The organism is Streptomyces sp. Edi4, assembly GCF_040253615.1.
Lineage (GTDB): Bacteria > Actinomycetota > Actinomycetes > Streptomycetales > Streptomycetaceae > Streptomyces.
The window spans coordinates 3,571,864-3,584,390 of sequence record NZ_JBEJGY010000004.1 but is presented as its reverse complement, the minus strand read 5'-3'; the positions used below and the strand labels follow the sequence as shown (position 1 = coordinate 3,584,390).

Annotated in this window: 12 protein-coding genes; 10 read left to right on the top strand and 2 right to left on the bottom strand. The window is 71.8% G+C overall.

Translation table 11 applies throughout. The features are described from left to right. Positions 1–76 precede the first annotated feature (76 nt). The 7 genes from ABR738_RS18310 (at position 77) to ABR738_RS18280 (ending at position 9,739) form a co-directional block, all read left to right on the top strand. Positions 77–1,726, top strand: a complete 1,650-nt coding sequence (locus ABR738_RS18310; RefSeq protein WP_502964226.1) for an acyclic terpene utilization AtuA family protein — start codon at positions 77–79, stop codon at positions 1,724–1,726. Between the two features lie 70 nt (positions 1,727–1,796). After that, entirely contained in the window at positions 1,797–3,398 is a 1,602-nt protein-coding gene (locus ABR738_RS18305) for an acyl-CoA carboxylase subunit beta (RefSeq protein WP_350231055.1), read from the top strand. A gap of 23 nt (positions 3,399–3,421) precedes the next feature. Beyond that, complete coding sequence (locus ABR738_RS18300) at positions 3,422–5,308, top strand: acetyl/propionyl/methylcrotonyl-CoA carboxylase subunit alpha (protein ID WP_350234640.1); 1,887 nt, start codon at positions 3,422–3,424, stop codon at positions 5,306–5,308. Beyond that, positions 5,305–6,438, top strand: a complete 1,134-nt coding sequence (locus tag ABR738_RS18295; protein ID WP_350231054.1) for an acyl-CoA dehydrogenase family protein — start codon at positions 5,305–5,307, stop codon at positions 6,436–6,438. The genes ABR738_RS18300 and ABR738_RS18295 overlap by 4 nt, the downstream gene beginning before the upstream one ends. A gap of 108 nt (positions 6,439–6,546) precedes the next feature. Further along, positions 6,547–8,349: an AMP-binding protein gene (locus tag ABR738_RS18290; protein ID WP_350231053.1), complete on the top strand. Its 1,803-nt coding sequence runs from the start codon at positions 6,547–6,549 to the stop codon at positions 8,347–8,349. Further along, complete coding sequence (locus ABR738_RS18285) at positions 8,346–9,080, top strand: enoyl-CoA hydratase family protein (RefSeq protein WP_350231052.1); 735 nt, start codon at positions 8,346–8,348, stop codon at positions 9,078–9,080. Before ABR738_RS18290 ends, ABR738_RS18285 begins: the two co-directional genes overlap by 4 nt. Continuing rightward, positions 9,068–9,739 (top strand): TetR/AcrR family transcriptional regulator, encoded by a 672-nt coding sequence (locus ABR738_RS18280; protein ID WP_350231051.1) that lies wholly within the window; start codon positions 9,068–9,070, stop codon positions 9,737–9,739. Before ABR738_RS18285 ends, ABR738_RS18280 begins: the two co-directional genes overlap by 13 nt. 106 nt (positions 9,740–9,845) lie before the next feature. On the opposite strand, the gene ABR738_RS18275 is transcribed toward ABR738_RS18280, so the two are convergent. Further along, on the bottom strand, positions 9,846–10,253 hold the full coding sequence (locus ABR738_RS18275) for a rodlin (RefSeq protein WP_350231050.1): 408 nt from the start codon (positions 10,251–10,253) through the stop codon (positions 9,846–9,848). Positions 10,254–10,422: 169 nt separating this feature from the next. Between ABR738_RS18275 and ABR738_RS18270 the strand changes: the two genes are divergently transcribed. After that, complete coding sequence (locus tag ABR738_RS18270) at positions 10,423–10,617, top strand: hypothetical protein (protein WP_350231049.1); 195 nt, start codon at positions 10,423–10,425, stop codon at positions 10,615–10,617. A 141-nt stretch (positions 10,618–10,758) separates the two neighbouring features. Here the strand turns inward: ABR738_RS18270 and ABR738_RS18265 are convergent, their stop codons facing one another. Further along, positions 10,759–11,169 (bottom strand): rodlin, encoded by a 411-nt coding sequence (locus ABR738_RS18265; protein WP_350231048.1) that lies wholly within the window; start codon positions 11,167–11,169, stop codon positions 10,759–10,761. Between the two features lie 319 nt (positions 11,170–11,488). On the opposite strand from ABR738_RS18265, the gene ABR738_RS18260 reads away from it, so the two are divergent. Together ABR738_RS18260 and ABR738_RS18255 are read left to right on the top strand one after the other, a co-directional pair. Beyond that, the gene (locus ABR738_RS18260) at positions 11,489–11,899 is read left to right on the top strand and encodes a rodlin (protein ID WP_350231047.1); all 411 of its coding nucleotides are present in this window, start codon (positions 11,489–11,491) and stop codon (positions 11,897–11,899) included. 285 nt (positions 11,900–12,184) lie between these two features. Then, complete coding sequence (locus ABR738_RS18255) at positions 12,185–12,409, top strand: chaplin (RefSeq protein WP_350234639.1); 225 nt, start codon at positions 12,185–12,187, stop codon at positions 12,407–12,409. The last annotated feature ends 118 nt before the right edge of the window (positions 12,410–12,527 follow it).

The window sequence follows — 12,527 nt, the reverse complement described above, 5'->3', positions numbered from 1 at the left end:
CCGGGCGGACCGGGCGGACCGGAGCGTGCTGCGCGTCGGGAACGCCTCCGGGTTCTACGGCGACCGCTTCGACGCGATGCGCGAGATGCTGACCGGCGGCCCCCTCGACGTCCTCACCGGCGACTACCTCGCCGAACTCACCCTGCTCATCCTCGGCCGCGACCGGCTGCGCGACCCGGGGCTCGGGTACGCCAAGACGTTCCTGCGCCAGTTGGAGGAGTGCCTGGGGCTCGCGCGTGAGCGCGGGGTGCGGATCGTGACCAACGCCGGAGGGCTCAACCCGGCCGGACTGGCCGGCGCCATACGGCAGTTGAGCGACCGGGTCGGCGTTCCGGCGCGGGTCGCGCACGTCGAAGGGGACGCGCTCGCGCTGCCCGAGGGCGCCCTCACCGCCAACGCCTACCTCGGCGGCGGCGGCATCACGGCCTGCCTGCGGGCCGGCGCGGACATCGTGGTCACCGGACGCGTCACGGATGCGGCGCTCGTCACCGGCCCGGCGGCGTGGTGGTTCGACTGGGGGCCCGAGGAGTACGACGCGCTCGCGGGCGCGGTCGTGGCCGGGCACGTCCTGGAGTGCGGCACCCAGGCCACCGGCGGGAACTACGCCTTCTTCACCGACTTCGCCCCCGGCGACCTGCTGCGCCCGGGCTTCCCCCTCGCCGAGATCCACGCCGACGGCACGAGCGTCATCACCAAGCACCCCGGTACCGGCGGGGTCGTCGACACGGGCACGGTCACCGCGCAGCTCCTGTACGAGACCTCCGGCGCGCGGTACGCGGGGCCCGACGTCACCGCGAGGCTCGACACCGTACGGCTCGACCAGGACGGGCCGGACCGGGTGCGGATCAGCGGGGTGCGGGGCGAGGCGCCGCCGCCCACCCTGAAGGCCGGGATCACCCGGATCGGCGGGTGGCGCAACGAGGTCGTGTTCGTGCTGACGGGGCTCGACGTGCGGGAGAAGGCCGCGATGGTGCGGGAGCAGGTCGAGGCGGCGCTCGGGCGGGCCAAGTCCCGGCCGGAGTCGGTGCGTTGGGAGCTGGCCCGGACCGACCGGGCGGACGCGGACACGCAGGAATGCGCCAGTGCCCTGCTGCGTCTCGTCGTGCGGGACGCCGATCCCGAGGCTGTGGGGCGGGTGGTGAGCGGCGCGGCGGTCGAGCTGGCGCTCGGCAGCTACCCCGGCTTCCATGTCACGGCGCCGCCGTCGAAGGGGGCGCCGTACGGGGTGTTCTCGGCGCGGTACGTGGACGCGGGGGGCGTGCGTCAGGTGGCCGTGCTCCCGGACGGCGTACGGGAGTCGATACCGCCCGCGCCGCGCACATCGCCTCTGCGGCCCGTTCCGGAGCCGGTGCTGTCCGCGTTCGACGCGGCGGCGCCTGGTGCGGGTGGGGTGGTTCGGCGGGTGCCCTTGGGGGCGGTGGCGGGGGCGCGGAGTGGGGACAAGGGTGGGGACGTGAACGTGGGGGTGTGGGCGCGGTCGGAGCGGGTGTGGGGGTGGCTGGCCGGGACGCTGACGGTTGGGCTGTTCCGTGAACTCCTGCCGGAGTGCGGGGAGTTGCGGGTCACGCGGCATGTGCTGCCGAACCTGCGGGCGTTGAATTTCGTGGTGGAGGGGTTGCTGGGGGAGGGGGTTGCGGCGCAGGGGCGGTTCGATCCTCAAGGGAAGGGGGTGGCCGAGTGGTTGCGGAGTCGGGTGGTGGGTGTGCCGGTGGGGTTGCTGGGGTGAGTTTTCGCCCCACCCCGCCCCTTCCCGAAACCCCACGCGATTCACCCATCCCTCCCAAGGAGCGCGTCCCATGTCCACTCTTCCCTCCGCTCTCGACCCCACCGCCCCCGCGTTCCGCCGGGCCGCAGAGGCCATGCGGGGAAAGCTCGACGAGCTGGCGGCCGAGCATGCCCGTGCCATCGCCGGCGGGGGTGAGAAGTACACCGAGCGCCACCGGCGGCGCGGCAAGCTCCTGCCCAGGGAGCGCGTCGAGCTGCTGATCGACGAGGACACCCCGTTCCTGGAACTGTCGCCGCTCGCCGCCTGGGGGAGCGACTACCCCGTCGGCGCCTCGATGGTGACCGGCATCGGCACCGTCGAGGGCGTGGAGTGCCTGATCACCGCCAACGACCCCACCGTCCGCGGCGGCGCGTCCAACCCCTGGACGCTGAAGAAGGCCCTGCGCGCGAACGAGATCGCGTACACCAACCGCCTCCCCTGCGTCAGCCTCGTGGAGTCCGGCGGCGCCGACCTGCCCTCGCAGAAGGAGATCTTCATCCCGGGCGGCGCGATCTTCCGGGACATCACGCGGCTCTCCGCCGCCGGCATCCCCACCGTCGCTGTCGTCTTCGGCAACTCCACGGCCGGCGGCGCGTACATCCCCGGCATGTCCGACCACACCGTGATGATCAAGGAACGGTCCAAGGTGTTCCTCGGGGGGCCGCCGCTCGTCAAGATGGCCACCGGCGAGGAGAGCGACGACGAGTCGCTGGGCGGCGCCGAGATGCACGCCCGTACCTCCGGGCTCGCCGACCACTTCGCCGTGGACGAGCAGGACGCGATCCGCCAGGCCCGCCGCATCGTCGCCCGCCTCAACCACCGCAAGGCGCACCCCGATCCGGCGGGGATCGCCGAGGCGCCGAAGTACGACGAGGAGGAACTGCTCGGCATCGTTCCCGAGGACCTGAAGACCCCGTTCGACCCGCGCGAGGTCATCGCCCGGATCGTGGACGCCTCCGACTTCGACGAGTTCAAGCCGCTGTACGGGACGAGCCTGGTCACCGGCTGGGCCGCGCTGCACGGCTATCCCGTCGGCATCCTCGCCAACGCCCAGGGCGTGCTCTTCTCGGCCGAGTCGCAGAAGGCGGCCCAGTTCATCCAGCTCGCCAATCAGCGGGACATTCCGCTGCTCTTCCTGCACAACACCACCGGCTACATGGTCGGCAAGGAGTACGAGCAGGGCGGCATCATCAAGCACGGCGCGATGATGATCAACGCGGTGTCCAACTCCCGGGTGCCGCATCTGTCCGTCCTCATCGGCGCCTCCTACGGGGCCGGGCACTACGGGATGTGCGGGCGCGCCTACGACCCCCGGTTCCTGTTCGCCTGGCCCAGTGCCAAGTCCGCCGTGATGGGGCCCCAGCAGCTCGCCGGCGTCCTCTCCCTCGTGGCGCGCGCCTCCGCGGGGGCCAAGGGGCAGCCGTACGACGACGACGCGGACGCCGCGCTGCGCGCGATGGTGGAGCAGCAGATCGAGACCGAGTCGCTGCCGATGTTCCTGTCCGGCAGGCTCTACGACGACGGCGTCATCGACCCCCGTGACACCCGGACCGTGCTCGGCCTGTGCCTGTCCGCGATCCACACCGCCCCCGTCGAAGGCGCCCGTGGCGGCTTCGGCATCTTCCGGATGTGAGGGCCATGACCGAACCGAAGGCCATGATCAAGTCCGTACTCGTCGCCAACCGGGGCGAGATAGCCTGCCGGGTCTTTCGCACCTGCCGTGAGCTGGGCATCGCCACGGTCGCGGTCTTCTCCGACGCCGACGCGGGTGCCCTGCACGTGCGGGAGGCCGACGTCGCCGTACGGCTGCCCGGGTCCACGCCGGGCGAGACGTATCTGCGGGCCGGCCGCGTCGTCGCGGCGGCGCTGGCGGCGGGCGCCGACGCCGTGCACCCGGGGTACGGGTTCCTGTCCGAGAACGCGGATTTCGCCCGGGCGGTCGCCACCGCCGGGCTCACCTGGATCGGGCCGCCCCCCGAGGCGATCGAGGCGATGGCCTCCAAGACCCGCGCCAAGGAACTCATGGGCCTCGCGCCCCTGGAGCTCGCCGACGTCACGCGGAGCGATCTGCCGATCCTCGTCAAGGCGTCGGCGGGCGGCGGCGGGCGCGGCATGCGTGTGGTGCGCCAACTGGACGTGCTGGAGGGCGAGTTGGCGGCCGCCCGCGCCGAGGCGTTCGGGGCGTTCGGGGACGGGGACGTGTTCGTCGAGCCCTACATCGAGGGCGGGCGCCACGTCGAGGTGCAGATACTCGCCGACGCCCACGGCACGGTCTGGGTGCTCGGCACGCGCGACTGTTCCCTCCAGCGCCGCCACCAGAAGGTCATCGAGGAGGCCCCCGCGCCCGCGCTCGACCCCGAGACGGAGGCCGAGCTGTACGCCCTCGCCGTGCGGGCCGCGAAGGCCACCGACTACCGGGGCGCGGGCACCGTGGAGTTCCTGGTCGCCGGCGGCACCGTCCACTTCCTGGAGATGAACACCCGCCTCCAGGTCGAACACCCCGTCACCGAGGCCGTGTTCGGCATCGACCTTGTCGCCCTCCAGCTGCGGATCGCCGAGGGCGACGCCCTCGCGCCGGCCCCGCCCGCGCCGCGCGGCCACGCCATCGAGGCCCGCCTGTACGCCGAGGACCCGGCCGACGGCTGGGCGCCCGGCACCGGCACCGTGCACCGTCTGGCCGTCGACGGGGTGCGCCTGGACCGGGGGTACGCAGACGGCGACACCGTGGGCGTTCACTACGACTCCCTGCTTGCCAAGGCCGTCGCCCACGCGCCGACCCGCGCCGAAGCCGCCCGCAGGCTCGCCCACGCCCTGGAACGTGCCCGCGTCCACGGCCCTGCCACCAACCGCGACCTGCTCGTACGCTCCCTGCGCCACCCCGACTTCACCGAGGGCCCGGCCCAGGGGCGCCTGGACACCGCCTTCTACGATCGCAACCTCGCCGAGCTCACCGCGCCCCTGCCGGGCGCCCACCACGCCGCGCTCGCCGCCGCCCTCGCGGACGCCAGCGCGCGGGCCGGACGCCTGGGCGGCGGCTGGCGCAACGTGCCCTCGCAGCCCCAGATCAAGCGGTACGGCGACCACGAGGTCCGCTACCGGCTCACCCGCCGCGGCCTCGAAGCCGAGGGCCACCCCGGCGTGCGCCTCGTGGCCGCCGCGCCCGACCGCGTACGGCTCGAAATCGAGGGCGTGGTACGGGAGTTCGCGGTGCGCCGTCATGGCGACACCGTGTACGTCGACTCCGCGCCCGGGTGTCACGTCCTCGCCGTCCGCCCCCGTTTCACCGACCCCGGCGATCTGGTCGCGCCCGGTTCGCTGCTGGCTCCCATGCCGGGGGTCGTCGTGCGGGTGGCGGACGGGGTCGAGGAGGGCTGCCGCGTCGTCGCGGGGCAGCCGCTGCTGTGGCTCGAGGCCATGAAGATGGAGCACCGCGTCACCGCTCCGGCCTCCGGCACGCTCACCGCGCTCCACGCCGTCCCCGGCCGCCAGGTCGAGGTCGGTGCCCTGCTCGCCGTCGTCACATCGGAGGCCGAAGAAGCATGAGCGGTGTCATCGAAAGCCAGGAGAACCAGGACCTGCGGGCCGCCGTCGCCGCGCTCGGCGCGCGTCACGGACGCGCCTTCGACCGTCCGGCGCTGTGGGCGGAGGCCGCCAAGCTCGGCTACCTCGGCGTCAACCTGCCCGCCGAACACGGCGGCGGAGGCCGCGGCATGGCCGAACTGTCCATCGTCCTCGAGGAGTTGGGCGCGGCGGGCTGTCCGCTCCTGATGATGGTGGTCTCGCCCGCCATCTGCGGCACGGTCATCGCCCGCTTCGGCACCGAGGAGCAGAAACGCACCTGGCTGCCGGGGCTCGCCGACGGCACCCTCACGATGGCGTTCGGCATCACGGAGCCCGACGCGGGCTCCAACTCGCACCGCATCACCACCACCGCGCGGCGCGACGGCGACGACTGGATCCTGAACGGCCGCAAGGTCTTCGTCTCCGGCGTGGACATCGCGGACGCCACCCTCATCGTCGGCCGCACCGAGGACGCCCGTACGGGCCGCCTCAAGCCCTGCCTGTTCATCGTTCCGCGTGACACCCCGGGCTTTGGGCGCTCGCTGATCGACATGGAACTCCACGCGGCCGAGAAGCAGTTCGAGCTGGTCCTCGACGAGGTCCGGCTGCCCGCCGCGTCCCTGGTCGGGGACGAGGACGCGGGTCTGCTCCAGCTCTTCGCCGGGCTCAACCCCGAGCGGATCATGACGGCGGCGTTCGCGATCGGCATGGGCCGCTACGCGCTCGCCAGAGCCGTCGAGTACGCCACCACCCGTCAGGTGTGGAAGCAGCCCATCGGCGGTCACCAGGCCATCGCCCACCCCCTCGCCCAGGCCCACATCGAGCTCGAACTGGCCCGTCTGATGATGCAGAAGGCGGCCGCGCTGTACGACGCCGGCGACGACGCCGGGGCGGGCGAGGCCGCCAACATGGCCAAGTACGCGGCGGCCGAGGCGTGCGTGAAAGCGGTCGACCAGGCCGTCCACACCCTGGGCGGCAACGGCCTGACCCGCGAGTACGGTCTGGCCGCGCTCATCACGGCCGCCCGGGTGGCCAGGATCGCGCCGGTCAGCCGCGAGATGATCCTCAACTACGTCTCGCACCAGACCCTGGGGCTTCCGAAGTCGTACTAGGCCGGGGCCCGAGCCGTCGCCCCGTGCGCGCCGGCCGTGCGCGGGGCTCCCGCGCCCGCGCCCTCGCGCCCTCGACAAGTCCTGTCCGTCGTACTAGGAGACCCCTGCATGGACTCCCCTGACGTTCCCGCGCCCCGAGCGCCCCGTGTCCACCGCAGTGAGTACACCGACGTGCCCGTCCTCGACCTGCCCATCCACGAGGCGGTCCTCGCCCGCTCCACCGCCACCCACCCCGACGCCGTCGCGCTCATCGACGGCACCGATCCGACCGGCACCGCGACGATCACCTACGGCCAACTCGACGCCCGGCACCGGAGGTTGGCGTCCGCGCTCGCCGCCGCCGGGGTGCGCAAGGGCGATGTGCTCGCCCTGCACAGCCCCAACTCGATCCTGTACCCCGTGGTGCTCTACGGCGCGAGCCGCGCCGGGGCCGCCGTCACCACGGCCCACCCGCTGTGCACGGCCGAGGAGTTCGCCCGGCAGCTCACCGACTCCCGCGCGCGCTGGGTCGTCACCGTCGCCCCGCTCCTCGCGACCGCCCGGCGGGCCGCCGAGCTCGCGGGCGGCATCCGGGAGATCTTCGTCTGCGACCGGGCGCCGGGGCACCGCTCGGTCGTCCACGACCTGCTATCCACGGACACCCACACGGATGCGGGCACCCGCACGGATGCGGACACCCCCACGGATGCGGACACCCCCACGGACGTGGACACCCCCACGGACACCGGCACCCCCACGGACACCGGCACCCCCACGGACACCGGCACCCCCACAGGCGCGGGCGCCACCGCCGGCCCCCGCGTCCCGATAGCCCCCCGCGTCCCGATCGACCCCGCCGAGGACATCGCCGTCCTGCCCTACTCCTCCGGCACGACCGGCGTCCCCAAGGGCGTCATGCTCACCCACCGCGGCATCGCCACCAATCTGGCGCAGCTCCACCCGCTGGTCCCGATGGCACCCGGCGACCGCATCCTCGCGGTACTCCCGTTTTTTCACATTTACGGGATGACCGCCCTCATGAACGCCCCGCTGCGGGCCGGCGCCACCGTCGTGGTGCTGCCCCGCTTCGATCTCGACCTGTTCCTGCGGGCCATCGAGAAGCACCGCGTCACCGGCCTGTACGTCGCCCCGCCCATCGTGCTCGCCCTGGCCAAGCACCCCGCCGTCGCGCGCTACGACCTGTCCTCGGTCGAGTACGTCCTGAGCGCGGCCGCTCCGCTCGACCCCGTCCTGGCGCAGGCCTGTTCGGACCGGCTCGGGCTGCCGCCGGTGCGCCAGGCGTACGGCATGACCGAGCTGTCACCGGCCACCCACGTCGTGCCCCTGTCCGCCCCGCACCCTCCGCCCGGCGCGGTCGGCAAACTGCTTCCCTCCACCGAGCTGCGGATCCTGCGCCTGGACGACCCGGCCCGCGACGCGGAGCCCGGCGAGGCGGGCGAGATCGCGATCCGGGGGCCGCAGGTCATGAAGGGCTATCTGGGCCGGCCCGATGCGACCGCCGAGCTCATCGACGCGGACGGCTGGGTGCACACCGGCGACGTCGGGCGCGTCGACGAGGACGGCTGGCTGTACGTCGTCGACCGGGTCAAGGAGCTCATCAAGTACAAGGGCTTCCAGGTCGCCCCGGCCGAACTGGAAGCGCTGCTGCTCACGCACCCGGCCATCGAGGACGCCGCGGTCATCGGGGTCACCGACACGGACGGCAACGAGGTACCGAAGGCGTTCGTGGTGCGCGCGCCCGGGGCGGGGGAGCTCGACGCGGACGAGGTGATGGCGTACGTCGCCGAGCGCGTCGCCCCGTACAAGAAGGTCCGCCGGGTGGGGTTCGTCGAGCAGGTGCCACGGGCCGCGTCGGGCAAGATCCTCAGACGCGAACTGCGCGTACGCGACCAGAAGGAGAGCCAGGCGTGACACTCGTCAAGGACACCCACGAGCGGGGCGTCACCACGCTCGTCCTCGACTCGCCCGCCAACCGCAACGCCCTGTCGGCGGACCTCGTGGCCGAGCTGGGCGCGGCGCTCGCGCGGTGCGCGGAAGATCCGGGCGTACGGGCCGTGCTGCTCACCCACACCGGTGGCACGTTCTGCGCGGGCGCCGACCTGAAGGCGCCGCCCGACCCCGAGGCCTTCGTCGCCCTGATGCGGGCCGTGGTCGACCTGCGCAAACCGGTCGTGGCGCGGGTGACGGGACATGTCCGTGCGGGCGGCCTCGGGCTGCTCGCGGCCTGCGACATCGCGGTCGCGGGGCCGGCGTCCACGTTCGCGTTCACCGAGGCACGCCTCGGTCTCGCGCCCGCCGTGATCTCCATGCCGGTCCTGGTGCGCATGGACCCGCGCGCCGCGAGCCGCTACTACCTGACGGGGGAGCGGTTCGACGCCGCGGAGGCGGCCCGCACCGGTCTTGTCACGGTGGCCGCCGACGACGTCGACGCGGCGCTCGCCCCGGTCCTCGACGGGCTGCGCAGATCCTCGCCCGAGGGCCTGGCGGCGTCGAAAGCTCTGGTCACGGCTACCGTGTCGGAGACCTTCGACCGCTGGTCGACGGAGCTGACCGCCCGCTCGGCGTCCCTCTTCGCCTCCGCCGAGGCGCGGGAGGGAGTGACGGCCTTCCTCGAACGACGGGACCCCGCATGGGTGTTGTGACCCCACCGAATACGCCCGCGCCCCCGCCGGCCACCCCAGAGCCCCCACCGAATACGCCCGCGCCCCCGCCGGCCACCCCCAAGCCGCCGCCGAAGACCCCGAAACAGGACCGCAGCCGGGCCACCCGGCAGCGCCTCCTGGAGGCGGCCGTCGCGTGTCTGGCCGAGCACGGCTGGGCGGGCTCCACGGTGTCGGTGGTCGCCGAGCGCGCCGGGGTCTCGCGGGGCGCGGCCCAGCACCATTTCCCCACCCGCGAGGACCTGTTCACGGCGGCGGTCGAGTACGTCGCCGAGCGGCGCTCCCACGCGCTGCGGGCCCTGGATCGCAGTGACCGCCGCGAGGTGGTCGGGGCCCTCGTCGGGCTCTACACGGGCCCGCTGTTCCGAGCCGCGCTCCATCTGTGGGTCGCCGCGTCCAACGAGCCCCAGCTGCACGCGCGGGTGACCGAGCTGGAGGCGCGGGTGGGCCGCGAATCGCACCGGATCGCGGTGGAGCTGCTCGGCGCCGACGAGTCCGCGCCGGGCGTGCGCGAGACGGTGCAGGGCCTCCTCGACATGGCGCGGGGTCTTGGCCTGGCCAATGTGCTCACCGACGACGCGGCGCGCCGGGAGCGGGTCGTGGCGCAGTGGGCGGTGCTCCTGGACGAGGCGCTGCGCTGAGCCTGCCGCTCGGGGCCGGCCACGCGAAACGACGGCCACGCGAAACGGCCGGACGCGCGAAACGGCCGGCCCCGGGTGACCCGGGACCGGCCGTCGAGGGGACTGCTCAGCTGCCGGAGGCGCCGTTGCCCGAGAGGACCGGGATGTCGTCCAGGATGTGCGACAGGGCCTCGTCGCGCTTGGCCTGGGTGGAGTTCTCGGTGCACTGCTGGGTCTGCGGCGAGGACAGGACGGGGATGTCCTGGACGCCGACGTTGACCAGGGCGACGATGTTCTGGATGTCTGCCTTGGCCGGGAGGCCGACACACAGCTTGTTCAGGGAGCCCTGGACCAGGGTCATCTGGGGGCTCATGTCGCCGTCGGTCTTCGAGTTGCCGAAGGCCTGCTCGGCGCCGTTGCCGCTGAGCGACGTCGTGCCGCTGTCGTTGCCGATGGCCATCGCCTGCGGCGCGGCCATCATCGCGACACCGGAAACGGCGGCGGCGACGGCTGCGGCCGACCACAACTTCTGCATGTCTACTCCTGTTGGTCTGATTCCACTGATGGGGATCTGTGAAGAGAACGGTAGGAAATTCTTTTGGTTGCGCCCTGTCCCCCGGACAGAGCATTGCGGAATCGACTCCGCCCGGCCGTGGTAATGCCTTGTTAATGAGGCAGTGACCGCGGACCGATGGTGAGGAAACATGACCGAGACGCAGGGCGCCTGGCGCCGGGAGGCATTCGTCCCGATCACTCGGCGACGATTCGAGAGCCAGGCGGCGGCCGAACCCGTCTACGCGGACCTGGTGCGTTCCTGGGCCGCGGAAAAGCGTACGGTGCCTGGCCGGCCCGACTGGGAATGGAATGCGCTGGTCAACGGTTTTCACTGGCCGGACTGAAAAGCCGCGACGTCACCTCGGCGGGTGGCGGGCGTGGAAAAGCCGGATCGTCGGAGTGCGCCGGCGATCCGGCCGAGGACATCAGGGCGTCGGACCCCCGAAGGGATTGACAGCGGCCCGGCCGTCCTGAAATCCCTGAACTCAGCTGTGCGCGGCGCCGTTCCCCGAGAGGACCGGGATGTTGCTCAGGATGTGCGACAGCGCCTCGTCGCCCTTGGCCTGGGTCGAGTTCTCGGTGCACTGCTGCGTCTGCGGCGAGGACAGGATCGGGATGTCCTGGATTCCGACGTTCACCAGGGCAAGGATGTTCTGCACGTTGGCCTTGGCGGGCAAGGCGATGCAGGGCTTGTTGAACGAACCCTGGATCAGTGCGATCTGCGGGCTCATGTTGCCGTACGTGGCGGAGTTCCCGTACGACTGCAACGCGTTGTTGCCGCTGACCGACGTGGTCCCGCTGTCGTTGCCGATCGCCATCGCCTGCGGCGCCATCGCCGCGGACGCGCCGACCACGGACACGCCGACGGCCGCTGCCGCCATAGCCTTCTTGATCACGCTGGTCCCTTTCTGGTGGATGCCCCAGACGGAGCCTCCTGACCAACGGCCCGCACGGCGGATCGGTTTCTTCCCTTCACTCTTTCGGCCGTACGAAAATAGGGCCGACCACGTCCCTGCGCCCGTGCGGGTTGGGATTGTATGGAGATCCTATGACGGCGTGCGCGGCGTGGTGTTCGGCATTCTCCGTCCCGCCTGAGAACCGTTCGGGTGATGTGGCGGAACCAAACCAGTTCGGTGAAGTTGACCAGGCAGTAGTACGGCGCAGTGGATATGGGCGCGGTACTGCACGTGCTCTCCACCAAGAAAAGGGAAGACCATGCTCAAGAAGGTTATGGCCGCGTCCGCCGCCGCCGTTTCGATTGTGGGCGCCACCGCCATGCTGGCCCCCCAGGCCATGGCCATCGGCAACGACACCGGCACGACCTCGCTCAGCGGCAACGGCGCGAAGCAGGCCTTCGGCAACTCGAAGACCGAAGGCGACATGAGCCCGCAGCTGTCGCTGGTCCAGGGCTCCCTGAACAAGCCGTGCATCGGCCTCCCGCTCAAGGCCGACATCCAGAACATCGTCGCCCTGGTCAACGTCGGCGTCCAGGACATCCCGATCCTGTCCTCGCCGCAGACCCAGCAGTGCACCGAGAACTCCACCCAGGCCAAGCGCGACGAGGCCCTGTCGCACATCCTGGACGACATCCCGGTCCTCTCCGGCAACGGCGCCTCCGGCAGCTGAGTCCCTGCCGCCGCTCGGGCCGCCGCGGTCCTCACGTTGGGGCTGCGGCGGCCCGGTTCTTCGGCGCGCATCGCACGACGGCCGAGGGGGCGTGGCGCGAACAGCTGGTGCTCCTGCCATTTGGGTGAGGAAAGCGGCAGTGATGTTCCGTTTCGGTTTCCTTTGCCGGAATCAATCGTTACCAAGTCGTCAGCGGCTCCTTGGGCGAAAGCTCTGGCAACGCGCCGTGAGCAACGACTGGTTGCGCGACTTTTTGACTGAGGGAAGGAAAACCACGTGAAGTACATGAAGACCGCGACGGTTCTGACCGGCCTTGTCATCGCCGCGGGCGGTGCCGCCCCGGCGTTCGCCGACGCCGGTGCCGAGGGTGCCGCTGTCGGCAGCCCGGGCGTGCTGTCGGGCAACCTGCTCCAGGTCCCGGTCCACGTCCCGATCAACGTCTGCGGCAACACCATTGACGTCATCGGGCTGCTGAACCCCGCGTTCGGCAACACCTGCATCAACAAGTGATGTAGCGCCAGGACTCTCCACTCTGATTTTGGGGCGTGCCCATGGCACGCCCCAAAGTCGGTTTCCCCCACTTTTCTCCGCGACGGAAGACAGTCCATTGCGCCAGGTCCTCAGTAAG